20 protein-coding genes are annotated in these 24,063 nt (G+C 71.1%); 12 read left to right on the top strand and 8 right to left on the bottom strand.

Annotated features, from left to right (window positions below):
• The first annotated feature begins 4 nt into the window (after positions 1-4).
• The 4 genes from GB932_RS17120 (at position 5) to GB932_RS17105 (ending at position 5,419) form a co-directional block, all read left to right on the top strand.
• Positions 5-199: an SPOR domain-containing protein gene (locus GB932_RS17120; RefSeq protein WP_156761915.1), complete on the top strand. Its 195-nt coding sequence runs from the start codon at positions 5-7 to the stop codon at positions 197-199.
• A gap of 43 nt (positions 200-242) precedes the next feature.
• On the top strand, positions 243-1,577 hold the full coding sequence (locus GB932_RS17115) for a glutamine synthetase family protein (RefSeq protein WP_156761914.1): 1,335 nt from the start codon (positions 243-245) through the stop codon (positions 1,575-1,577).
• 7 nt (positions 1,578-1,584) lie between these two features.
• Entirely contained in the window at positions 1,585-4,608 is a 3,024-nt protein-coding gene (locus tag GB932_RS17110; protein WP_156761913.1) for a bifunctional [glutamine synthetase] adenylyltransferase/[glutamine synthetase]-adenylyl-L-tyrosine phosphorylase, read from the top strand.
• A 148-nt stretch (positions 4,609-4,756) separates the two neighbouring features.
• Positions 4,757-5,419, top strand: a complete 663-nt coding sequence (locus tag GB932_RS17105; protein ID WP_156761912.1) for a GntR family transcriptional regulator — start codon at positions 4,757-4,759, stop codon at positions 5,417-5,419.
• Between the two features lie 72 nt (positions 5,420-5,491).
• On the opposite strand, the gene glnA is transcribed toward GB932_RS17105, so the two are convergent.
• Positions 5,492-6,916, bottom strand: a complete 1,425-nt coding sequence (gene glnA, locus GB932_RS17100; protein WP_156761911.1) for a type I glutamate--ammonia ligase — start codon at positions 6,914-6,916, stop codon at positions 5,492-5,494.
• Positions 6,917-7,074: 158 nt separating this feature from the next.
• Here glnA and GB932_RS17095 point away from each other — a divergent pair, with 158 nt between their 5' ends.
• Positions 7,075-7,479 carry an RDD family protein gene (locus GB932_RS17095; protein ID WP_231916281.1) on the top strand — a complete coding sequence of 135 codons (405 nt, stop codon included), beginning with the start codon at positions 7,075-7,077 and terminating at the stop codon, positions 7,477-7,479.
• 46 nt (positions 7,480-7,525) lie between these two features.
• On the opposite strand, the gene GB932_RS17090 is transcribed toward GB932_RS17095, so the two are convergent.
• Complete coding sequence (locus tag GB932_RS17090) at positions 7,526-8,239, bottom strand: DUF4191 family protein (protein WP_156761910.1); 714 nt, start codon at positions 8,237-8,239, stop codon at positions 7,526-7,528.
• 136 nt (positions 8,240-8,375) lie between these two features.
• Here GB932_RS17090 and GB932_RS17085 point away from each other — a divergent pair, with 136 nt between their 5' ends.
• Entirely contained in the window at positions 8,376-9,686 is a 1,311-nt protein-coding gene (locus GB932_RS17085) for a hypothetical protein (RefSeq protein ID WP_156761909.1), read from the top strand.
• A gap of 52 nt (positions 9,687-9,738) precedes the next feature.
• Here the strand turns inward: GB932_RS17085 and sucB are convergent, their stop codons facing one another.
• The 3 genes from sucB to GB932_RS17070 all read right to left on the bottom strand — a co-directional run bounded on the left by sucB (position 9,739) and on the right by GB932_RS17070 (position 14,438).
• Complete coding sequence (sucB, locus tag GB932_RS17080; RefSeq protein ID WP_156761908.1) at positions 9,739-11,418, bottom strand: 2-oxoglutarate dehydrogenase, E2 component, dihydrolipoamide succinyltransferase; 1,680 nt, start codon at positions 11,416-11,418, stop codon at positions 9,739-9,741.
• A 97-nt stretch (positions 11,419-11,515) separates the two neighbouring features.
• Entirely contained in the window at positions 11,516-12,922 is a 1,407-nt protein-coding gene (gene lpdA / locus GB932_RS17075; protein WP_156761907.1) for a dihydrolipoyl dehydrogenase, read from the bottom strand.
• Positions 12,923-12,950: 28 nt separating this feature from the next.
• Positions 12,951-14,438: a leucyl aminopeptidase gene (locus tag GB932_RS17070; protein ID WP_156761906.1), complete on the bottom strand. Its 1,488-nt coding sequence runs from the start codon at positions 14,436-14,438 to the stop codon at positions 12,951-12,953.
• 86 nt (positions 14,439-14,524) lie between these two features.
• Between GB932_RS17070 and GB932_RS17065 the strand changes: the two genes are divergently transcribed.
• The 3 genes from GB932_RS17065 (at position 14,525) to GB932_RS17055 (ending at position 17,625) form a co-directional block, all read left to right on the top strand.
• Entirely contained in the window at positions 14,525-15,460 is a 936-nt protein-coding gene (locus GB932_RS17065) for a proteasome assembly chaperone family protein (protein WP_156761905.1), read from the top strand.
• A 213-nt stretch (positions 15,461-15,673) separates the two neighbouring features.
• A complete protein-coding gene (locus GB932_RS17060; RefSeq protein ID WP_156761904.1) occupies positions 15,674-16,936 on the top strand; it encodes an RNA polymerase sigma factor in 1,263 nt (420 codons plus the stop codon).
• On the top strand, positions 16,933-17,625 hold the full coding sequence (locus tag GB932_RS17055; protein WP_156761903.1) for a coenzyme F420-0:L-glutamate ligase: 693 nt from the start codon (positions 16,933-16,935) through the stop codon (positions 17,623-17,625). Before GB932_RS17060 ends, GB932_RS17055 begins: the two co-directional genes overlap by 4 nt.
• A gap of 82 nt (positions 17,626-17,707) precedes the next feature.
• Here the strand turns inward: GB932_RS17055 and GB932_RS17050 are convergent, their stop codons facing one another.
• The gene (locus tag GB932_RS17050; RefSeq protein WP_156761902.1) at positions 17,708-18,733 is read right to left on the bottom strand and encodes a sugar-transfer associated ATP-grasp domain-containing protein; all 1,026 of its coding nucleotides are present in this window, start codon (positions 18,731-18,733) and stop codon (positions 17,708-17,710) included.
• Positions 18,734-18,838: 105 nt separating this feature from the next.
• On the opposite strand from GB932_RS17050, the gene GB932_RS17045 reads away from it, so the two are divergent.
• Positions 18,839-19,492 carry an alanine racemase C-terminal domain-containing protein gene (locus GB932_RS17045; RefSeq protein ID WP_231916280.1) on the top strand — a complete coding sequence of 218 codons (654 nt, stop codon included), beginning with the start codon at positions 18,839-18,841 and terminating at the stop codon, positions 19,490-19,492.
• Positions 19,489-20,529 carry an alanine racemase gene (locus GB932_RS17040; protein ID WP_156761900.1) on the top strand — a complete coding sequence of 347 codons (1,041 nt, stop codon included), beginning with the start codon at positions 19,489-19,491 and terminating at the stop codon, positions 20,527-20,529. The genes GB932_RS17045 and GB932_RS17040 overlap by 4 nt, the downstream gene beginning before the upstream one ends.
• Before the next feature lie 55 nt (positions 20,530-20,584).
• Here the strand turns inward: GB932_RS17040 and GB932_RS17035 are convergent, their stop codons facing one another.
• Positions 20,585-20,803 (bottom strand): DUF7455 domain-containing protein, encoded by a 219-nt coding sequence (locus GB932_RS17035; protein WP_156761899.1) that lies wholly within the window; start codon positions 20,801-20,803, stop codon positions 20,585-20,587.
• A gap of 180 nt (positions 20,804-20,983) precedes the next feature.
• Here GB932_RS17035 and GB932_RS17030 point away from each other — a divergent pair, with 180 nt between their 5' ends.
• Positions 20,984-23,077, top strand: coding sequence for a DNA gyrase/topoisomerase IV subunit B (locus GB932_RS17030; RefSeq protein WP_231916279.1), 2,094 nt, complete (start codon positions 20,984-20,986; stop codon positions 23,075-23,077).
• A gap of 6 nt (positions 23,078-23,083) precedes the next feature.
• Here GB932_RS17030 and GB932_RS17025 read toward each other — a convergent pair whose 3' ends face one another.
• Positions 23,084-23,998 (bottom strand): EamA family transporter, encoded by a 915-nt coding sequence (locus GB932_RS17025; RefSeq protein WP_156761897.1) that lies wholly within the window; start codon positions 23,996-23,998, stop codon positions 23,084-23,086.
• Positions 23,999-24,063 lie beyond the last annotated feature (65 nt).

The raw sequence follows: 24,063 nt of genomic DNA, 5'->3' as shown, positions 1-24,063 counted from the left end.
CGCCATGGCCGACAGCTACTGGTACAACCTGACCACCGGCGAGGTCGAGCAGGGGCCCGAGTCTCCCGCCGTCGATCGCGCGGGCCCGTTCGAGACGGCGGAGGAGGCGGCGCGGGCGCCGGAGATCATCCGCCAGCGCACGAAGGCGTGGCAGGAGGACGAGCGACGCGACTCCGAGTGGGGCGGCGACGCGACCTGATCGAGGGCGTGTCCCGACGCGATCAGCCACTAGGCTGGCTGGCATGGACAAGCAGCAGGATTTCGTGCTCCGCACGATCGAGGAACGAGGCGTGAAGTTCGTGCGCCTGTGGTTCACCGACGTGATCGGCACCCTGAAATCCGTCGCGATCGCCCCGGCCGAGGTCGAGGGGGCGTTCAGCGAGGGGATCGGGTTCGACGGCTCGGCCATCGAGGGGCTCACGAGGGTCCAGGAGAGCGACCTGCTCGCGCACCCCGATCCGACGACGTTCCAGCTGCTCCCGTGGCGCGGCGACGTCGACCCGACGGCCCGCATGTTCTGCGATCTGACCACGCCCGACGGCCAGCCCGCGGTCGCGGATCCGCGCAACGTTCTCAAGCGCACGCTCTCGAAGGCGGCCGAGGCCGGCTTCACCTTCTACACGCACCCCGAGATGGAGTTCTATCTCTTCAAGACCGGGGCGCAGGGCGGCATCCCCGTCCCCGTCGACTCCGCGGGGTACTTCGACAACGTCCCGGGAGGGACGGCGCACGACTTCCGCCGCCGCGCGGTGAGGATGCTCGAGGACCTCGGCATCTCGGTCGAGTACAGCCATCACGAGGGCGGACCCGGTCAGAACGAGATCGACCTCCGGTATGCCGACGGCCTCACGATGGCCGACAACATCATGACCTTTCGCACCGTCGTGAAGGAGGTCGCGATCGAGCAGGGCGTGCACGCGACGTTCATGCCCAAGCCGCTCGCGGGCGCCCCTGGCAGCGGGATGCACACGCACATGTCGCTCTTCGAGGGCGACACGAACGCGTTCTACGAGGCGAGCGCGCCGCACCAGCTCTCGACGACGGGCCGCCGGTTCATCGCGGGCCTGCTGCGCCACTCGGACGAGATCTCGCTCGTGCTGAACCAGTTCGTCAACTCGTACAAGCGAGTCTGGGGCGGCGACGAGGCCCCGAGCTACATCACGTGGGGCCACAGCAACCGCTCGGCCCTCGTGCGCGTGCCGATGTACAAGCCGGGCAAGAGCCAGTCGGCCCGCGTCGAGCACCGCGGCATCGACTCGGCCGCCAATCCGTACCTCGCGTACGCGCTCATGCTCGCGGCGGGCCTCAAGGGCATCGAGGAGGAGTACGAGCTCCCCGAGGAGGCCGAGGACAATGTCTGGGCGCTCAGCGAGGCCGAGCGCCGCGCCCTCGGGTATCGCTCGCTGCCGTCGAGCCTCGACCACGCGATCGCGCGGATGGAGGACAGCGAGCTCGTCGCCGAGACGCTCGGCGAGCAGGTCTTCCGCTATGTCCTCGCGAACAAGCGCCGCGAGTTCGAGCAGTACCGCTCGCAGGTGACGGAGCTCGAGCGGCAGACGACCTTCGACGTCATCTGAGGCGCCGGTGGCACCGTCCGAACGGCAGTCCACCCGGTCGCGTCTCGCCCGGGTCGGCTTCGCCGACCTCAGCGGGGCCGCGGTCGCGATCGACGAGCTCGTCGAGATGACGGGGCATGACCGCGAGGCGATCATCACCGGCAGCGCGCGCAGCGCGGATCCCGACAGCGCGGTGCGCGCCGTCGTCGCGGTCGCGCGCCGGGATCCCGCGCCCGTGCGCGACGTCCTGGCCGACGAGCGCGCCGCGCGCCGGATGTGGAACGTGCTCGGCGCGTCCGCGGGCTTCGGCGAGTTCTTCCTGCGGCGCCCCGTGCTGCTGCGGGACCTGCTCGTCGCACCGACCGCGCTGCCGACCGCCGAGGAGATGCGGACGCGCCTCCTCGCCGCCGTCGAGGCGAGCGATGGATTCGCGTCGGTGGGCGGGGACGCCGGCTGGAACGAGCTGCGCGTCGCGTACCGCCGCGAGATGCTGCGCATCGCGGCGTTCGACCTCTCGGCGCCCGATCCCGTCGAGGCCGTGCGCGGTGTCTCCTCCGCGCTCTCCGACGCGGCGGCGGCGGCGCTCGAGGCGTCGCTCGCCGTGGCGCGCTCCGCCGTGTCCACGGGGCACGGCACGGGCGGGCAGTTCCCCGAGGAGCAGGTCAGGGCGACGCGACTCGCCATCATCGGCATGGGCAAGGCGGGCGCGAGCGAGCTCAACTACGTGTCGGACGTGGACGTCATCTTCGTCGCGGGCGGCGCCGAGGGCGCCGAGCTGGCAGACCCCCGCATGATCGACATCGCGAGTCGGCTCGCCGTGCAGACGATGCGCGGGATCAGCGCGTTCGAGACCGAGCCGCCCCTGTGGGAGGTCGACGCGAATCTGCGGCCCGAGGGGGCGAAGGGCGCGCTCGTGCGCACGCTCGACTCGCACCTGGCCTACTACGACCGCTGGGCCCATTCGTGGGAGTTCCAGGCGCTGCTGAAGGCGCGTCACCTCGCGGGGGACGAGACGCTCGGCGAGGCGTACGTGGCGGCGACGCGCCCGCTCGTCTGGGCGAGTTCCGAGCGCGATGGCTTCGTCGACAGCGTCCAGGGGATGCGGGAGCGCGTGAGCGACAACATCGCGCGCGACGAGGTCGACCGCCAGCTCAAGCTCGGCCCCGGAGGTCTGCGCGACGTCGAGTTCACGGTTCAGCTGCTGCAGCTCGTGCACGGCCGCTCGGACGAGGACGTGCGCGAGCGGGGCACGCTCGCGGCGATCGAGGCGCTCGTCGAACGCGGGTACATCGGCCGCGACGACGCGGCGGCCTTCGCGACCGACTACCGGATCCTGCGCCTCCTCGAGCACCGGCTGCAGCTGCAGCAGCTGCGCCGGACGCACCTCATGCCGAGCGACGACGAGTCACGGCGCATCCTCGCGCGCTCGACGGGGCTGTACGACCCGTCGGAGCAGGTCGCGGGCGGCACGGCGAAGGACGTGACCGCGACATGGGAGCGTGTGCGCGCCGATGTGCGCGACATCCACGTGCGCCTGTTCTACCGTCCGCTGCTCTCGGCCGTCGCGGCGACGGAGTACGACGCCCGTGCCCTCACGGGCGCCGAGGCGCATGACCGGCTCGCCGCGATCGGATTCCGCGATGCCAAGGGCGCGCTCGCGCACATCGCCGCGCTGACGCGGGGCGTGAGCCGCAAGGCGACCGTGCAGCGCACCCTCATGCCCGTCATGCTGCGCTGGTTCGCGGAGGGCGTGGATCCGGATTACGGGCTCGTCGCGTATCGGCGCATCAGCGAGCGCCTCGGCAACAGCCCGTGGTTCCTGCGGATGCTGCGCGACTCGGCCGGCGCCGCGGAATCGCTCACGATGCTGCTGAGCGGATCGCGCTATGTCGGCGAGCTCATGGAGTGGATCCCGGAGTCGGTCGCGTGGCTCGACTCGGCCGAGCAGCTGCGCCCGCGCGCGTTCGAGGTGCTCGACCAGGAGGCGCGTGCCATGCACCGGCGCCACGACCAGTTGGCCGACGCGGCGCGCGCGATCCGCGGTGCGCGCCGGCGCGAGCTGCTGCGCACGGCGATCGCGTCGATGGTCGGCGCGATCACGATCAAGGACGTGACCACGTCGCTCACGACGATCACCGACGTCACGCTGCAGGCGCTCCTGCGCGCCGTGCGCCGCGATGTCGTGCCGCCCGAGCACGACGACTTCGAGTTCGTCATCGTCGGGATGGGCCGCTACGGCGGCGCGGAGATCGGGTTCGGCTCGGACGCCGACGTCCTCTTCGTCTACCGTGCGGGCGGCGTCGATCCGCAGCTGGCCGAACGCTACGCTCGCGGCATCGTGACCGGCCTCCGCGAGGCGTCGCAGGACCACAGGGTGCCGCTCGAGCTCGACGCCGAGCTGCGCCCCGAGGGCCGCAGCGGTCCGATCGTGCGCACGCTGGACGCCTATCGGGCCTACTATGCGCGCTGGTCCGTGTCCTGGGAGGCGCAGGCGCTCCTGCGGGCGCGCGCCGTGGCCGGCACCGCGGCGCTGCGCGACGACGTCATGCGCATGGTCGACGACATCAGGTACCCCGAGCGGGCCGAGCTGTCCGACGTGCGCGAGATCAAGCGGATCAAGGCGCGCGTCGAGTCGGAGCGAATGCCCAAGGGCGTCGACCCGACTCGGCACCTCAAGCTCGGCCCCGGCGGCCTGAGCGATGTCGAGTGGCTCGTGCAGCTGATCCAGATGAAGCACGCGCATCGAGTGACCGAGCTGCGCACGCCGCGCACGCTGCACGCCCTCCAGGCCGCGTTCGACGCCGGCCTGCTCGGCGAGGAGGAGGGGCGGCAGCTGGGCGCCGCGTGGCGCCTCGCGACGCGCCTCCGCTCCGCCAACACGCTGCTCACGGGGACGACGAGCGATGTGCTGCCGACCGAGTTCCGGGCGCTCGACGGCATCGGGCGCATCCTCGAGCACCCGCCGGGATCCGCGTGGGAGGTCGAGGAGGAGTGGCTGCGCACAGCGCGCCGCGCCCGCCGCACATACGAGAGCGTCTTCTACGACCTCTGAGCACCCGCCCGTCACCCGCGCCGCGACGTTCTCACGCGCTTCGGCGCGCTGGATGGCGCGGTGCGATTGTGGACAATAAGATCGACGAAACGCACGCGTCGCGCGGCGACGGGTCGACGAGACAACCGGCCGCGCGGGAGGGAGAACGATGGCCACGGCACGCACAGTGGCGGCGAGGCTCGACAGCGATGGCCTCGCCGACGAGCTGCGCCGCGAGATCAGCGCGGGGGAGCTGGCCCCGAATCAGCGCCTGATCGAGGCCGACATCGTCGAGCAGTACGGTGTCAGCCGGAGCGTCGTGCGTACGGCGCTCGCCAACCTCGCGGTCGAGGGCATGGTCGAGCGGGTGCAGAACCGCGGCGCGCGTGTACGGGCGATCGACGCCGACGAGGCGCTCGAGATCCTCGAGCTGCGCGCATCGATCGAGTCGCTGTGCGCGGCGCACGCCGCGCGCAACGCCACCGACGCTCAGCTCGCCGAGCTCGCGGAGGTGGGCGAGCGCATGCGCGCGTGTGTGGATGCCGGGGACGCCGAGGGGTACTCGGCGTGCAATCGTGCGCTGCATGACCTCGTGCTCGACCTCAGCGGCATGCGTCTTGCGCCCACGATCGTGAACCGGCTTCGCGCGCAGCACGCGAGGTTCCGTATCAAGCTGGCCCGCACGCACAACCGCCCCCGCGTGTCGTTTCCCGAGCACATGGCGATCATCGACGCGATCCGTGCGCGCGACGCCGATGCGGCCGCCGCCGCGATGTCGACACACCTGCGCAGCGTCCAGGCGGCGACGCGCGAGCACTTCGTCGAGGACTGACACGCGAAAGAGCCCGCCCCCTGCCCGAGGATTCCGGGGAGGGGGCGGGCTCTTTCGCGCGCTCAGGCGGTGTCAGACGCCGTAGTAGAGCTCGAACTCGAACGGGTGAGGGCGCTGGGCCATCGGGATGATCTCGTTCTCGTACTTGTAGTCGATCCAGGTCTCGATGAGCTCCTCGGTGAACACGCCGCCCTCCAGGAGGAACGCGTGGTCCTCGCGGAGCGCCTCGAGCGCCTCGGCGAGCGTGCCGGGAACCTGGGGGATGTCCTTGGCCTCCTCCGGCGGGAGCTCGTAGAGGTCCTTGTCGACGGGCTCGTGCGGCTCGATGCGGTTCTTGATGCCGTCGATGCCGGCCATGAGCTGCGCCGCGAACGCGAGGTACGGGTTGCCCGACGAGTCGGGGGCGCGGAACTCGAGGCGCTTGGCCTTCGGGTTCGAGCCCGTGATCGGGATGCGCACGGCAGCCGAGCGGTTGCCCGCCGAGTACACGAGGTTGACGGGGGCCTCGAAGCCCTTGACGAGGCGGTGGTACGAGTTGATCGTCGGGTTCGTGAACGCGAGGACCGCGGGGGCGTGCTTGAGCAGGCCGCCGATGTACCAGCGCGCGACGTCCGAGAGCTGCGCGTAGCCCTGCTCGTCGAAGAACAGCGGCTTGCCGTCGAGCCACAGCGACTGGTGGGTGTGCATGCCCGAGCCGTTGTCGCCGAAGATCGGCTTCGGCATGAACGTGGCCGTCTTGCCCCACTCATCGGCGACGTTCTTGACGATGTACTTGAACTTCAGGATGTCGTCCGCGGCGTGGACCATCGTGTCGAACTTGTAGTTGATCTCGGCCTGGCCGGCCGTGCCCACCTCGTGGTGCGCGCGCTCGAGCTCGAGGCCCGCGTCGATGAGGCGCAGGGAGATGTCGTCGCGGATGTCGGAGTGCTTGTCGACGGGGGAGACGGGGAAGTAGCCGCCCTTGAACGGCGTCTTGTTCGCGAGGTTTCCCCCCTCCTCCTCGCGGCCCGTGTTCCACGCGGCCTCCTCCGAGTCGACGGAGTAGAAGCTCTTGCCCTGCGTGACCTCGTAGCGCACGTCGTCGAAGATGTAGAACTCGGCCTCGGGGGCGAAGAACGCCGTGTCCGCGATGCCCGTCGAGGCGAGGTACTTCTCGGCCTTCTTCGCGACCTGGCGCGGGTCCTTCGAGTAGATCTCGCCGTTGCGCGGGTTGTAGATGTCGAAGATCACCACGAGCGTCTTGTGCTCGCGGAAGGGATCCACGTACGCGGTCGTCACGTCGGGGATCAGCTGCATGTCCGACTCGTTGATGTTCGCGAAGCCGCGGATCGAGGATCCGTCGAACATCTGTCCGACGGTGAAGAACTCCTCATCCACCGTCGACGCCGGGATGTTGAAGTGCTGCTGCACGCCCGGCAGGTCGGTGAAGCGGATGTCGAGGAACTTGACGTCCTCATCCTTGATGAACGCGAGCACCTCAGAAGAGTCTTTGAACATGGAGGCTCCAGATATCGGGGTCGTCGGGTCGCCGCCCGAAGACGGGTGACCCGTCGAAACTAGCCGCGGGGCATTGCCCGTGAATGTCTCGAATGTTTCCTGGAGGTTACGTGGACAACGGGGTCCGACACAAACCGGGGCCGCAATAGGCTGTCCGAGTGACCCCCGACGCGCGTGAAGACGAGTACCCCGGCCGGTCGATGGGCCTGCCGCGATCCGGCCGCGGGAGCATCGCGCCCCTGTCGCGACGCGTGGCGGCCTTCGCGATCGATTGGGCGGCCGTCGTGCTGCTCTCGATCGCGTTCTTCGACTATGCGTGGTGGTCCACGCTCGTCCTCTTCGTCATCATCCAGTCGGTTTTCGTGGCGACGGCGTCCGGCAGTCCAGGGCACCACATGTGCGGCCTGCGCGTGACGCGCTCCGACGGCGCGTGGGTGGGCCCCTGGCGACCGATCGTGCGCTCGGTGCTCATCGTCCTCGTGATCCCCGCCGCGATCTGGGACGGCGACCACCGGGGCATGCACGACCTCTTCTCGGGCACCGTGATCGTCCGGGCCCGCTGACGACGAAGGCCCCCGCCGTGGCGGGGGCCTGAGCCGTGTGCGGGGATCAGCGCGGCTTCGGCGCGCGCACCTTCGTCGGGTCGATGCCCTTCGGGATCGGCAGCGACGCCGCGCCGCCCTGCGAGATCGACTCCGTGCGCGCGATGAGCTGGCTCATGCCGTTGCGGTCGACGACCTTCGGAAGCTTCTTGATGGCCTTCGCGAGCTGGTCGATCGGCACCTCGTCCTCGCCGCGACCGAGGTAGAAGACCGACACGGGCACGGAGTCGTGCGTGATGCGGCGCGCCGTCGTCTTCTCCTTCTTCACGAGCTTCTCGAGGCGCTTTCGGGACCCCTCGGCGACGAGCGCGACGCCACCGCGACCGACGGCGCGGTACACGGCGTCCTGAGTCTTCGGGTTGATCGCGACCGGCATCTCCTCGCCGCGCCAGCGACGGCCGAGCATATTCGACACGACATGGCCCGCCCCGCCCGGCATGCCCTCGATCTTCTGGTACATCGCCTTGGTGGCGAGGCGGTTGAGCAGGGCCATCGCGGCGATGAGCCCGAGCATCAGGCCGAAGATGCCCCAGATGATGTAGCCCCACCACGGCTGCGCCATGATCAGCGCGAGAGCGATGCCGACGGCGACGCCCGCGACGAGGATCAGCGGGAGCACCCACACGACCCACGGGAAGGGGTCGCGCGTGAACGTGAACAGGTTCTTGACCGTGGCGAAGAACCCGGGGCGCTTCTCAGGTGCGGACGTGCGTGATGCCATGGGTCCAGTTTACCGGCGCGCCCCGGCCTCGATGTCCGAGGTCAGCGTGCTCACAATCGCGCGTTCGCGCGATCCGTCCACAACGGTGGGGGGAGCGGGCGAGCGGGAGACCGGCGATGCGCGGCAGGCTGTCGCCATGACCCTCATCGCCGACGCCGCCCCGGCGGACCCCCTCGGCCTCGACGCGCGCCCCATCCGCCGCGTCGGCCCTCCCGATGCGCCGTTCGCGGCGACGCGCGCCTCCGTGGACGGCGACACCGTGATCCTCGTCGACGCGGATCTGATGCGCGGCTGGGCGGGGTGGCGGTGCGCCGGTGCGCAGCACCTGCTCGCCCCGCTTGACGTCCGCCGCCGCGCCGACGGGCACGACGCGCTCCTGCCGGACCTGCGAGAGCCGTCGGCGCGGGCGTGCGGTGCGCGCGAGCAGGCCGGGACGGGATGGCACCGCGGTGAGGCGGTGACGCTCGTCGTCTCCGGCCTGCGCGGCGTCGCGGAGGCCGCGGAACGCGGCCTCGAGGACGAGGCGGGCGGGGCATGGTGGATCGCGGTCGACGGCAGGCCGGTGTTCGTCTTCGCGCCGGAGGCGGGCGAGGGCGAGCCGATCGCGGACGCGACCCGCGCCCTCGTCCGCCGGGTGGCGGCCGCGTGCGACGATCGGATCATCGCCCGGGTCGCGGACGATGTGCTCGACGCCCTCGATCGCCCCCGGGCCCTCGGCCGGCGGATCGGCGAGCTGGAGGCGGCCCTGTTCGACGCGGCCGCGCCGCAGCCGCTCGTCGGCGAGCCGCCCGCGCGGGCCGGCTCATCGCGCCCCGCGCGCGTCATCGGGGACGAACCCGAGGAGGAGCCCGGGATCCTCATGCGCGTGCGGGGGGCGCTCGAGCGCCACGTCGACGGCCGCGTGGCCGCGCTCGTCGGCGACGCCATGCGTGCGGTGGGCCGGAGGGGGAGGAACCGCGGAGGCCGTGCGAACGCGGGCGAGGGAGCGCGCCCGCCCGCGCCCCGTCCCGCCCGCCGCCGCGTCGCGGTCGTGGGACTCCTCGCGGCGGGCCTCGTGCTCGTGGTGGGTCTCGCGTGGCCGCACGGCGACGGGCGGGCAGTCCCGGCGGAGCGCCCTGTCCGGGCGTCCCCCGCAGATGCGCCCCCGGAGCCGGAGAGAACGGAGGACATCGAGACGATGGGCGAGGGCTCTGCGGGTCCCCTGGGCGCCGCCCGCGAGCTCCTCGCGCAGTGGGACGCGTGCGACGCCCCCTGCGCGCTCGCGGGCGCGGTCGAGCGATCCGGCGCGGTCGCCGACCCGGACCGGGTGGTGTCTCTCGTCGACGACTACGGATCCGTGGCGCTGCTGGCCGTCGACGCGCCGGATGCCGATCGTCAGCTGCTCGTCATCGAGCGCGGCGACGGTTCGTGGCGGATCCGCGACCTGTACCGCGCGCCCGCGCCGTGACACGCCGCAGGGGGTCGCGCCGATAACGCGACCCCCTGCGGGATGTGCTGACTCAGATGCCGAGATCGGCGGCGAAGTCCGCTTCCTCGAGCCGGGCCTTGACGGCCGTGAGGTACCGGGCCGCGTCGGCCCCGTCGATCGTGCGGTGGTCGTACGACAGCGCGAGGTAGACGTACGAGCGCACGCCGATCGCGTCGACGCCGTCCACCTTCATGACGCCGGGGCGCTTGAAGACGATGCCGGTGCCGAGGATCGCCGACTGCGGGAGGAATACGAGCGGCGTGTCGAACAGCGCGCCGCGCGAGCCCGTGTTCGTGATCGTGAACGTTCCGCCCGAGAGGTCGTCCGGCTTCAGCTTGCTGTCGCGCGTGCGCTCGGCGAGGTCGGCGATGCCGACGGCGATCTCCGCGAGGTTCTTCGACGACGCGTCCCGCAGGACGGGCGTGTACAGACCCTTCTCGGTGTCGACCGCGATCGAGAGGTTCTCGGTCTCGGGGTAGACGATGTTCTCGCCCTCGACGGTCGAGTTGATGATCGGGAACGCCTTCAGCGCCTCGACCGCGGCGAGGGAGAAGAACGGCAGGAACGACAGCTTGCTGCCGGTCTTCTCGAGGAACTCGCCCTTCTTCGCGTCGCGGAACGCCGCGAGCTTCGTCACGTCGACCTCGACGACGGTCGTCAGCTGGGCCGTCGTGTTGAGCGACTCGACGGCGCGCGATGCGACCACCTTGCGCAGACGGGTCATCGGCTGCGTCGTGCCGCGCAGCGGCGAGGTCTCGAGCTTCTTCGCCGGCGCGGCGGGCGCCGCGGCCGCCGGGGCGGCGGACGGAGCGGCCGGGGCCGACGTCGCCGCGGCCAGGACGTCATCCTTGCGGATGCGACCGCCGACGCCCGTTCCCGACAACGACGCGAGGTCGACGCCGTGCTGCGCCGCGAGCTTGCGGACGAGCGGCGTGACGTACACGGCGGCGTCATCCGCCGGAGCCGGGGCCGCGGGCGCCGCCTGCGGCGCAGGAGCGGCGGGTGCCGTTGCCGCCACGGGCGCCTGAGCCTCGGCGGGTGCCGGAGCGGCGGCCGCGGGAGAGGCGGGAGCCTCAGGGGCTGGGGCGGCGGGTGCCTCGGCGGCCGGTGCCGTGGGGGCGGCCGCGGCGGGGGCGCCGGATCCGATGCGTGCGAGCACGGCGCCGACCTCGACGGTGTCGTCTTCGCCCGCGAGGAGTTCGAGGACGGTGCCGGCGACGGGGGAGGGGACCTCGGTGTCGACCTTGTCGGTGGAGATCTCGAGGAGGGGCTCGTCGACCTCGATCGTGTCGCCGACCTGCTTGAGCCAGCGGGTGACGGTGCCCTCGGTGACGCTCTCGCCGAGCTCGGGGAGGGTCACGTCGGCCGCGTCGCCGGAAGCCGAGGCCGGGGCCTCGGCGGCGGGAGCGGCGGGCGCCGGAGCGGCCGGCGCCTCGGCGGCGGGGGCCGGTTCGGCCGGAGCCGCACCGCCCGTGCCCTCGCCGACCGTGGCGAGGTCGGCGCCGACCTCGGCGGTCTCGTCCTCCTGGACCAGGATCGCCTCGAGCACGCCCGCGACAGGCGAAGGGATCTCGGTGTCGACCTTGTCGGTCGACACTTCGAGCAGAGGCTCATCGACCTCGACGGTGTCGCCGACCTGCTTCAGCCAGCGGGTGACCGTTCCCTCGGTGACGCTCTCGCCGAGAGCGGGGAGGACAACGGAAGTGCTCATATTCGAGTCTCCTTCGAGAAGGTGTGAATGCCGTATCAGCTTAGGGGATCGGTCCTCCGCGCGCCCGTCGAGCGGCCGCGCGGAGAGTGCGGGCCGATCAGGTGGTGTGGAGGGGCGATCCCGCGAGCGCGAGGAAGGCCTCTCCGAGCGCCTCGCTCTGCGTCGGGTGCGCGTGGATGAGAGGGGCGAGATCGTCGGCGCGGGCCTCCCACGCGACGGCGAGCTGGCCCTCCGTGATGAGCTCGCCGACGCGATCGCCGACGAGATGGACTCCGAGGATCGGGCCGCCGTCGAGGGCGACGACCTTTGCGAAGCCGCCGCGCACGGGGGATCCGGCCGAGACGATCTCGCTCTTCGCGTTGCCCGCGAGCGGAACCTCGCGCGCCACGACGCGCTCCGCGCCGTGTGCGGCGATGGCCTGCGGTTCGGTCAGGCCGACGGATGCCACCTCGGGTGACGAGTAGGTGACGCGCGGGAACAGCGCGTCGTCGAGGGGCGATGGCGCCTCGCCGGCGATGGTCTCGGCGACGAATATGCCGTGACGGAAGCCGCGGTGGGCGAGCTGAGGGCCCGCCACGATGTCGCCGACCGCCCACACGTGAGGCGCGGTCGTGCGCAGCGCCTCGTCGACGACGACGAAGCCGCGCTCGGTGCGCGCGCCGGCCGCCTCGAGCCCGAGCCCATCCGTGACGGGGGCCCGCCCGACCGCGGCGAGCACGACGTCCGCGTCGAGCGTCGACGATGATCCGTCGCGCTCGAAGGTCAGCGAGACGGAGTCCGCCCCCGCCGAGACCTCCGACACCCGGGCGCCGAGCTCGAGCGTGATCCCGCGTCGGCGGTACGCCTTCTCGAGCGCGGCGCGCGAGGACGGGTCCTCGTTCGCGATGAGATGGTCGAGCGCCTCGACGATCGTCACCTCGGCGCCGAGCGACCGCCAGGCGCTCGCGAACTCGACGCCGATGACGCCGCCGCCGAGCACGATCGCCCGCTCCGGCACCTCGTCGAGCGCAAGCGCGGCCTCGGAGTCGAGGATGCGCCCGCCGAGCGCGAGGCCCGGGATCGACCGGCTCACGGCACCTGTCGCGACGACGACGTCGTCGGCGACGAACAGGTCGTCGCCGACCGCGACGGCGGGGCGCTCTGCGGAGCTCGTGAGGGTTCCGCGGCCGTCGACGACGGTGATGCCGCGTGAGCGGATGAGGGACGTCAGCCCGCGGTGCTTGCCCGCGACGACCTTCTCCCGCCAGGCGCGGGCCGCGGCCGCATCGATGCCGTCGAGGCTCGCCCGCACGCCGACCGCGGCTGCGTGGCGCACGCCGTCGGCGACCTCCGCCGTGTGCAGCAGCGCCTTCGTCGGGACGCAGCCGCGATGCAGGCAGGTGCCGCCGAGCCGGTCCTGTTCGACGAGGGCGACGGAGCGGCCGAGCTCGGCTGCACGCAGCGCGGCCGCGTAGCCGGCGCTTCCTCCGCCGAGGACGACGAGGTCGAAGCTGTGGGAGCTCATGTGAGGATCCGGTTCATCCGTGGGGCGATCAGGAGAGCCGGCCGCCGGCGGCCACGAAGTCGATGAGCGCGCGCGTCGACGCGCCCGTCGGCCCCTTGTCGGTGAATCCGTATACGGATGTCGTGCTCATGGAGGAGCCTGCGATGTCGAGATGCACCCAGGGAATGCGGTCCGCTTCGGGATCGTTGCCCGGGCGCCCCACGAAGCGCTGCAGGAACAGGCCCGCATAGAGCGATCCTGCGGATCGGCTGCCGACATCGGCGTTCTGCATATCGGCGACGCGCGAGTCGAGCCGCTCCTCGATGTACTCGGGGAGCGGGAGCGCCCAGGCGAGCTCGCCCGTGCGATCCGCGGCCGCTAGGAACGCGGCGACCGCGTCGTCCGCGCCCATCACGCCGGTGTGGCGCGTGCCGAGCGCGACGAGGATGGCGCCCGTCAGGGTCGCGACATCCACGATCACGTCGGGGTTCTCACGGCTCGCGGCGACGAGGCCGTCGGCGAGCACGAGGCGGCCCTCGGCATCGGTGTTGGTGACCTCGACAGTCGTGCCGTCGGCCATGACGAGCACATCGCCGGGGCGCGTGGCGCGGCCCGAGGGCATGTTGTCGGCGATGCACATCCACGCGGTCACGCGCACGGGGAGGGCGAGCTGTGCGGCGGCGCGTACGACGGCGAGCACCTCGGCGGCACCCGTCATGTCCTCCTGCATGCCGACCATCGACGCGGCCGGCTTGAGCGAGAGACCGCCCGTGTCGAACGTGATGCCCTTGCCGACGAGCGCGACATGGCGCTCGGCGGACTCGGGCGCGTAGTCGAGCCGCACGAGGCGCGGCGGGCGGTCGGATCCGCGTCCGACGCCGAGGATCCCGCCGAATCCGCCATCGGCGAGCGCGTTCTCGTCCCACACCATCGCCTGGATGGGCAGGTCCGCGACGGCGGCGACGGCCGCATCCGCGAGGCCTTCCGGGCTCTGGCGGTCGGCCGGCGTCGAGACGAGGTCCTTCACGAGTGCGACGGCGGCGCCGTGTGCGCGCGCCCCATCGAGATCGGCGTCGCGGGCATCCTCCGGCGCGTGGATGATCACGCGCGCGGCGCGACGTCCCTTCGCGAGGTCCTCCTCCGAGTCGCTCTTGTAGGAGTCGAAGCGATAGCCGCCGAGGATCGCGCCCTCCGCGGCCGCCCGCCATGCGCCGTCGATGTCTCCGAGCACGGCGACGGCGACGGTGTCGAAGCCCGTGAGCTGGCGGACGCCGGTGCCGACGGCGTCGCGGACGGTGTCGGCATCGGCCCGGCCGCCGAGCCCGACGACCGCGAGGGGCGTCTGCGTGAGCTCGGGCGCATAGGCGCGCGCGAACGAGTTCTTCCGGCCCGTGAACGAGATGGCCTCGAGGGCGGGGCGCAGGCCGGCGAGATCCGACAGGTCGGCGTCGTCGAGCGACGGGACCGCGAGGATCAGAGCGTCGGCCTCCTCTGAAGCGAACGGTGCGTGCGAGATCACGATTTCGGGAAGAGGCATGTGATCCATCCTAGGTTCGCGGTGAGGAGGGGGACGCGACCCGCGAGCCCGGCCCGGGGGTCGGCCGCTGCTCGTAGCATGGGAGGATGCCTCGCACACCGGAGATCTTCGAGCGCGTCGCGAACGGCCCCGTCGTCCCGCCGCGCCTCCCGCTGGTCGTCCTGCTCACAGGATTCACCGACGCGGGAGGGACGGTCGCGAGCATCGTCGACTATGCGCGCGATCAGCTCGAACCCCGCCCGGTGATCGTGTTCCGCAACGACGCACTCCTCGATTATCGGGCGCGTCGCCCCGTCGTCACGTTCGATCAGGATCACCTGACGGAGTTCCGCGCCCCGCGGCTCGAGCTGTCGCTCGCGCACGACGCGCTCGGTCAGCCGTTCCTGCTGCTCTCGGGATACGAGCCCGACTTCCAGTGGGAGACCTTCGTGGAGGTGCTGCTGCACCTCTCGGACGAGTTCGACGTCGCCACGATGACCTGGGTGCACGCGATCGCGATGCCCGTGCCGCACACGCGCCAGATCACGACGACCGTGAGCGGGTCGAGGTCCGACCTCGTGCAGGCCCACTCGGTATGGAAACCGCACACGCAGGTGCCCGCGACGATCGGGCACCTCATCGAGTTCCGCATGTCCGAGGACGGGTACCCCGTCGCCGGGTTCGTGATGCTCATCCCGCACTACCTCGCGGAGACGGAGTATCCGGGCGCGGCGCTCGCGGCGCTCGACAGGCTCATGACGGCGACCGGTCTCGTGTTCGGACTCGACGAGGTGCGGGAGGAGAACCGCGAGTATCTCGCGCGCGTCGAGGACCAGATCTCCCACAACGAGGAGCTCGCCCGCATGGTCGCGGCCCTCGAGCAGCGATTCGACGCATATATGGCGGGCGACCGGGACAGGGACGGGGGATCCGATGACTCGTCGACCGGGTTCCACGAGGGCGATCTGCCGAGCGCGGACGAGCTCGCGGCCGAACTCGAGCGGTTCCTCGCGGATCGTCCCGACGACGACCATCGCCGCTGACGGCGCCTCCTGGAATAGCCCGTTCGCGGCGGTTGTTCTCTCAGATGCGACGCGGCGCCGGATGGTCAGCAGACGGCGCGGACGTATGAGAGAATGGATATCCGACCCGTTGTCCGGTCGGCGCCCACCAGGCGTCGCACTTGACAAGGGTCTTAATCGTGCTCGAACACTCTCGGGGCGCTGGCGCGCGGCGGTCCCGGGGAAAGGCGAAACGTGACTCCTGCCACGAAGACCACGAAGACCGACGCGGCCGACGAGACCGCGGCTGAGACGACGGCGGACGAGAAGGGCACCGCCGCGACGATGGCGGCCAAGAAGCCCGCGGCGAAGAAGAAGGCACCGGCGAAGGCTCCGGCGAAGGAGCCGGCGAAGAAGGCGACCCGGAAGAAGAAGGGCGATGTCGTCGACGAGATCATCGGCGACGACGCGCCCGAGGCCGAAGAGGCCGAGGACACCAAGAAGCCGAAGGCCGAGCAGACCGAGCCGCTGCCCTCGGGAGCGATCGTCATCAGCCAGTCGGCTGAGGAGGACGTCCCGGTCTACTCGACGCAGATCACCGGTGCGACGGCCGACCCCGTCAAGGACTACCTGAAGCAGATCGGCAAGGTCCCGCTGCTGAACGCGGCGGAGGAGGTCGACCTCGCGATGCGCATCGAGGCGGGCCTGTTCGCGGAGGAGAAGCTCGCGAACATGTCGGCGGCCGAGAAGTCGGCGCAGCTCGGGCTCGACATGCAGTGGGTCTCGCGCGACGGAAAGCGCGCCAAGAGCCACCTGCTCGGCGCCAACCTGCGCCTCGTCGTGTCGCTCGCGAAGCGCTACACGGGCCGGGGAATGCAGTTCCTCGACCTGATCCAGGAGGGCAACCTCGGCCTTATCCGCGCCGTCGAGAAGTTCGACTACACCAAGGGCTTCAAGTTCTCGACCTATGCGACGTGGTGGATCCGCCAGGCGATCACTCGCGCGATGGCCGACCAGGCCCGCACGATCCGCATCCCCGTGCACATGGTCGAGGTCATCAACAAGCTCGCCCGTGTGCAGCGCCAGATGCTGCAGGACCTGGGCCGCGAGCCCACGCCGGAGGAGCTCGCCAAGGAGCTCGACATGACGCCCGAGAAGGTCGTCGAGGTGCAGAAGTACGGCCGTGAGCCGATCTCGCTGCACACGCCCCTCGGCGAGGACGGCGACAGCGAGTTCGGCGACCTCATCGAGGACACCGAGGCGGTCGTTCCGGCCGACGCGGTCGGCTTCACGATGCTGCAGCGCCAGCTCGAGAGCCTGCTCGACTCGCTCTCGGAGCGCGAGGCGGGCGTGATCCGCATGCGCTTCGGCCTCGGCGACGGGCAGCCGAAGACGCTCGACCAGATCGGCGACACCTTCGGCGTGACGCGTGAGCGCATCCGGCAGATCGAGTCCAAGACGATGGCGAAGCTGCGTCACCCGAGCCGCTCGCAGTCGCTGCGGGACTACCTCGAGTGAGCGCCGAGGCGAATGAGGGCAAGGCCCTCGAGGTCACGGTCGACGACGCGCGGTTCCTGCGGATCCCGCTGCGCACGCGCGTCGTCATGCCCGGCGATGACATCGAAGAGGTCGTGCGCTCCTACGCGATCGACCACGTCGAGCCCGGCGACATCCTCTTCATCACCGAGAAGATCGTCGCCATCACGCAGGGGCGCTCGTACATGATGAGCGAGATCCACCCGCGGCGGCTTGCGCGCTTCCTGTCGCGCTACGTCACCAAGACGGCCTACGGCATCGGCCTCGGGATCCCCGAGACGATGGAGTTCGCCCTGCGCGAGGTCGGTACGCCGCGGATCCTCTTCGCGGCGGCCGTCTCGGCCGTGACGAAGGTCTTCGGGCGGAGCGGGGACTTCTACCGCATCGCGGGCGACAAAGCCCGCGCGATCGACGGCCCGACGCCGAACACGATCCCGCCGTACAACGACGCCGTCGTGCTGGGCCCCGAGCGCCCTCGCGAGGTCGCGGCCGAGATGAAGCGCCTTGTCGGGTGCGATGTCGCCGTGGTCGACATCAACGACATCGGCGGCAACATCCTCGGATCCACGCTGGACAAGGCGACGGAGCGCACGCTCGTGTCGATCCTCGGCGACAACCCCCTCGGCCAGGGGCACCAGTCGACGCCGATGGGCATCATCCGCAGGGCCTGAAGCCCACAGCCCTTCATTTCTGGCACATCTCCGCACGGGATTCCCCGTGGAGATGTGCCAGAAATGTAGAAATGGGGAAGGCTCAGAAGCCGATCGCGGCGCGGTAGCGCGGCTTGTGCCCCGTGCGCACGCCCGAGACGCTCGGCTTGTTCTCGTAGACGCCCGCGCCCCAGTTGCCCTCGACGAGGACGGGCCCCGTCGGCGTCACGACGACGTCCCAGCCCGCGTACTGCACCTCGGAGACCTCGCGCGCGGCCTCGTCGACGAGAGCGATCGCCTCGTCGAAGAGCGGCAGCTGGAAGTCGGCGATCCGGAACCCCGTGTCGGGATGCGTCTCGTGCACGTGCGCGTGCGAGTCGTAGCCGGCGCTCAGCGCGTGGCCCGAGTCGGGGTCGAGCATCGTGTAGAACCCGCCGTACGACATCTGGTCGCTGACCTCGCCGCGACCGAACTTCTGCGCGACCGCCAGCGTGTGCACGTCCGAGCCGTCGAAGAACGCCGTGATGCGCGTCGTGTTCACGGTGCCGGGGCACACGGCCGAGATGTCGTCGTGCTGCCGGATGAGCTCCTCGAGCAGGATCTCGCCGCCGTCGAGGAGGCGGCGATGGAACGCGGCCCAGTCGTCGACGTCCTTCGCATGATAGCGGCGCACCCCGAGGCCCATGTGGCTGACCGGGACCTTCGCGATGATCGTGCCCTGCTCCTCGATGAAGGCGCGCACCTCGTCGGCGTTGCCCTCGTCGACGACGAGCCAGGCGCGCTTCAGGAAGCGGTCGAAGCGGCGGTTGAAGGCGATCTTGTCTTCGAAGATCGCGCGCCCCGCGGGCTGCGACCAGCGCTGCGCGAGCTGCGCCGAGACGGGGTGCGTCATGAACGTCTCGCGCTCGGCGGCGTCGAGGATCGCGAAGTCGAAGTCGACGTAGTCCTGGAACGCGACGTCCTTTCGGGCCGCCGACCAGAGCATGTCGACGAGGACGGCGGGAACCGCCTTGCCGTGCTCGTCGCGCACCTCCTTGGCGCGGTCGAGGACCGAGCCGATGTCGATGCGGCGGGCGCGCTCGGCGAGATACCGGAGCTTGGGTCCGAGGGCGAGGCCGTTCGCGGGCATGGAACCTCCGTGTCGGCGGAAAAGGAAGGTGCCCGGCGGCGCGCTCGGCGCCCCGTCAGGCGGGCGCCGCCTAGTCTAGGTCGGATGAGTGCGTCGATTCTGGGGATGAGCGCACCGCGCGCACGTGTGTCGCGGTCCGCGCTCGAGGCGAACATCGCCCGCGCGGCGGCGGGTGATCCTGACGCGTCGATCGATCTGCGCCGGGACGCGTGCGGCCACGGCGCCCGGATCGTCGCGGCGGCCGCGCGCGCCGCCGGCGTCACGAGGGCGCTCGCAGATGATCCCGCGGTCGCCGCAGCCGAGGGCCTGCGCGAGGCCCGCACGGCGACGCTGCCGCTCGAGAGCGTCTTCGGACTCCGCGGGCGCGGCGAGCCGGTGCTGACGCTCGCGACTCCCGTGCTGCAGACCAAGCGCCTGCGCGCGGGGGACGGCGTCTCGTACGGCTACCTGCATCGCGCCGACGAGGACACCCGGGCCGCCCTCGTCGCGGGCGGATACGCGCAGGGCGTTCCGCGCGCCATCGGCGGGCGCGCGGCGGTGCTGATCGCCGGCGTCGAGCGGCCCGTGATCGGGCGCGTGGCGATGGACGTCTGCGTCGTCGACATCGGCGACCTCGAGGTGCGCCCCGGCGACGAGGCCGTGTTCTTCGGCGGGCCCGCGCCGGACCTCCTCGGGCGGTGGGCGCGTGCGACCGGCTGGTCCGAGATCGAGCTCGTCGCCGCCCCCGGGCTGTCCGCACGGCGGGAGGTCGCGGCATGAGCACGGCCGAGCTGCGGGTCGACCTGTCGCGCCTCCGGGCGAATGTGCGCGCCGTCCGCGACCGCATGGCGCCCGCGGAGGTGCTCGTCGTGATCAAGGACGACGCCTACGCGCAGGGCGTGCCGCGCATCGTCGAGGCGGCGATCGACGCGGGGGCGAGCTGGTTCGGCGGGATCGACATCCCGAGCGCCCTGCGCGCCAAGGACGTCGCGGGGGAACGCGCCCGCGTCGTCGCCTGGATGACCGTGACGGGGCCGGAGGCCGAGATGGCACTGCGCGGCGGCCTCGAGCTCGGCGTGGGCGACGCCGGCTATCTGGAGCGCGTCGCCTCCGCGGCCCGCGGCGCCGACGTGGTCGCCCGCGTGCACCTCAAGATCGACACGGGCCTGCACCGAAACGGTGTGCGGCCCGAGGACTGGGACGCGTTCTGCGCGCGCGCCGCGGCGCTCGAGCGCGAGGGATCCGTCGACGTCGTCGGCATCTGGAGCCACATCGCGGAGGCGAGCGACGAGGAGGACGACATCTCGCGCGCCGCATTCGACCGGGCGGTCTCGGACGCGCGGCACGCGGGCCTCACGCCGGCCGTGCGGCACCTCGCCGCGAGCGCGGCCGCATGGCACCGCCCCGAGTTCCGCGGCGACCTCGTGCGGATCGGCGCGTTCTGCTACGGGATCCGCTCGGCGGACGGCCCCGACATCCCCGGGATCGCCCCCGTGTCGTCGCTCGTCGCCCGGGTCGTCGACGCCGAGGCGGACGAGGTGCGCATCGGCATCGGGTCCGTCGACGGCGTGCCGTCGACGCTCGCGGGCCGCGTGCGCGTCGGGACCCCGGGAGGGCCGCGGGAGCTGCGGCGCGTGGACCCGTTCGAGTCGGCCGTCGCGGCGTGGGGCGGCGCCCGCGCCGGCGACGAGGTGACCCTCTTCGGACCGGGCGACCGCGGAGAGCCGACGCCGACCGACCTCGGGGAGGCGATCGGCACCGTCGGCGAGGAGCCGCTCCTGCGGGTCTCGCCGCTCGTGCCGCGCGTCTACGTCTGAGGAACAGGACGGCGCCCTCCCGCGCAGTGCGGGAGGGCGCCGTCTGGGGGACCCGTCAGCTCGCGTCGTCCCCGAGCTTGTCGGTCTCGTCGTGCCACGCCGTGGCCACGGCCCGGAGCTTCTCTTCGAACTTGCGCCCGTGGTGCGCGCAGTAGAGCAGCTCGCTCCCGCCGACCGACGCGGCGATATACGCCTGCGCTCCGCAGGCGTCGCAGCGATCGGCCGCCGTGAGGCGGTGGGAGACAGTGGCGTCGGCTGTCGTCGTTGCAGTCATCGGGCTGCCTCCTTCGTGATGGATCCGATATCGCGGGGCATGTTCCATACAACCACGACGCGCCCGCACACCTTCCGGAGATCCGCCGTTTTTCGCGCTCGGCGTACGCGGGCGGGCCGCGACGCCCGGTCGGGTGTGTTCTCCCCGACCAGGCGATGTTCGAAGATAGGATCGAATCTTGTGACAGCCGAGTACTCCGCCCACCACCTGCAGGTCCTCGAGGGGCTCGAGGCCGTGCGCAAGCGGCCGGGCATGTACATCGGGTCGAACGGATCCCCGGGGCTCATGCACTGCCTGTGGGAGATCATCGACAACTCGGTCGACGAGGCCGTGGCCGGCAACGGCGACCGCATCGACGTCGTCCTCCGCGCGGACGGCAGCGTCGAGGTGCAGGACCGAGGTCGCGGCGTGCCCGTCGATGTCGAGCCCCGCACAGGCCTCACGGGCGTCGAGGTCGTCTACACGAAGCTGCACGCGGGCGGGAAGTTCGGCGGCGGATCCTACGCCGCGTCCGGCGGCCTGCACGGCGTCGGCGCGTCCGTGGTGAACGCGCTGAGCGAGCGACTCGACGTCGAGGTCGACCGCGGCGGGAAGACCCACGCGATGAGCTTCCACCGCGGAGAGCCCGGCATCTTCGCCGACGCGGGCGATGCGCGCCCGGATTCGCCGTTCACGCCGTTCGAGAAGAACAGCGAGCTGCGCGTCGTGGGAAAGACGAGGCGCGGCGTCACGGGCACCAGGGTGCGCTACTGGGCCGACCGCCAGATCTTCACGGCCGACGCGGCCTTCCAGTACGACGACCTCGTCACCCGCGCGCGCCAGACCGCCTTCCTCGTGCCGGGGCTCGAGATCGTCATCCGCGACGAGCGCGCAGCCGACGACCCTGAGATCGGCGTCAGGGAGAGCTCCTACCGATTCGACGGCGGCCTGGCCGAGTTCGTCGAGTTCCTCTCGACGGACGCTCCCGTCACGGACACCTGGCGACTCGAGGGCACGGGATCCTTCACAGAGACGGTCCCGACGCTGCAGCCCGACGGATCCATGCGCTCGACGGAGGTCGAGCGCGAATGCCACGTCGATATCGCGCTGCGCTGGGGCACGGGCTACGACACGATCATGCGCTCCTTCGTCAACATCATCGCGACGCCGAAGGGCGGCACACACCAGCAGGGCTTCGAACAGGAGCTCACGAAGCAGCTGCGCGCCGAGGTCGAGAAGAACGCTCGTCGACTGAAGGTCGGAAACGACAAGCTCGAGAAGGACGACGTGCTCGCCGGCCTCACGGCCGTGCTGAACGTGAGCCTGCCCGAGCCGCAGTTCGAGGGCCAGACGAAGGAGGTGCTCGGCACCCCGGCCGTGCGCGCCATCGTGGCGAAGGTCGTGCGCGAGGGGATGAAGGCGCGCTTCACGTCGACCAAGCGCGACGACAAGAACCAGGTGTCGATGCTGCTCGACAAGGTCGTCAGCGAGATGAAGGCCCGAGTCTCGGCCCGCGCCCACAAGGAGACGCAGCGCCGCAAGAACGCGCTCGAGTCGTCGTCGCTCCCCGCCAAGCTGATCGACTGCCGATCGAACGACGTGTCGAACTCCGAACTGTTCATCGTGGAGGGCGACTCCGCGCTCGGCACCGCGCGCAAGGCGCGCGACAGCGAGTATCAGGCGCTCTTCCCGATCCGCGGGAAGATCCTCAACACGCAGAAGGCGTCGATCGGCGACATGCTCTCGAACGCCGAGTGCGCCGCCCTGATCCAGGTGGTCGGTGCGGGATCGGGCCGGACCTTCGACATCGACGTCGCGCGGTACGGCAAGGTCATCGTCCTGAGCGACGCCGACGTCGACGGCGCGCACATCCGTACGCTGCTGCTCACGCTGTTCTATCGATACATGCGTCCGCTCATCGAGCACGGGCGCGTCTTCGCGGCGGTTCCGCCGCTGCATCGGGTGATCGTCATGAATCCGGGCTCCAAGCCGAACGAGACGATCTACACGTACAGCGACCGCGAGCTCAACGCCCTGCTCGCGAAGCTCCGCCGACAGAACAAGCGCTGGCAGGAGCCGATCCAGCGGTACAAGGGGCTCGGGGAGATGGACGCCGACCAGCTCGCCGACACGACGATGTCGCGTGATGGTCGCCTCCTGCGCCGCGTGCGCATGGAGGACGCGGAGGCGGCGGGGCACGTCTTCGAGATGCTGATGGGCAGCGAGGTCGCGCCACGGAGGAACTTCATCGTCGAGGGCGCTGCCCGCCTCGACAAGGAGTCGATCGACGCGTAGGACGCGTCAGCGATCCGACCCGCGCGCGGGGATCGGGACCGGGGTGAGACCCGTTCCCGGGTGTGCCTCGTCCGTCGGGCGTGCGCCGATCGCGGTCCCGATGCTCGCCGCCACGACCAGGACGATCGCGACGATCCGCAGCGGCGACAGGTCCTGCGCGAGAAGGAGCCAGCCGAACAGCGCAGCGAACACGGGCTCGAGGCTGAGGAGGATCCCGAACGCGCGCTGCGACAGGCGGCGCAGCGCGAGCAGCTCGAGCGAGTACGGGACGACGGAGGCGAGCACCACGGTCCCGATCACGAGCGGGACGAGCGTCGGGTCGAGGGCGACGATCGCGATCGCGGGCACGCCGAACGGGATCAAGGCGATGGCGGCGATCGCGAGCCCCATGCCGAGCCCGCCGAGCCCGGGAACGTTTCGACTCACGCGCGCCCCGAGTCGGATGTAGAGCGCCCAGAACGCGGCCGCGATGAGGACGAGCATGACACCGGTGGGATCGAGGTGCTCCCCGTTCATGCCGTCGAGCGCGAACAGCCCCATCGCCCCGAGCGCGAGGACCACCCACGAGATGTCGGCGATCCGGCGCGAGAGCGCGGCGGCGAGCAGGAGCGGACCGAGGAACTCGATCGCGACGGCCGGGCCGAGAGGAAGAACGGCGAGCGACGCGTAGAAGAAGCCGTTCATGCCGCCGAGCGCGAGCCCGTAGCCCGCGACGAGGCCCCATTGTCGGCGATCCCAGGCCCACGCGGCGGGCCGCGCGATGAGCAGGACCGCCACTGCGGCGATGAGCACGCGCAGCGCGGTCATCCCCCAGGATCCGAGTGCGGGGAACAGCTGGACGGCGAGAGCGGCGCCGAACTGCAGGGAGACGCACGACCCGGCGATGAGGGCGACAGGGGCGAGACGCGCGGATGATGCCATGGATCCATCGTCGACCACGACATAACATCAGTACAGCGAGTGTCTCTTCACTCTGAGCGTAAGGA

The sequence above is a fragment of the Microbacterium karelineae genome (assembly GCF_009745985.1).
GTDB classification, from domain to species: domain Bacteria; phylum Actinomycetota; class Actinomycetes; order Actinomycetales; family Microbacteriaceae; genus Microbacterium; species Microbacterium karelineae.
The sequence above is the reverse complement of the archived record's forward strand: the minus strand, read 5'-3'. Positions and strand labels throughout refer to the sequence as shown.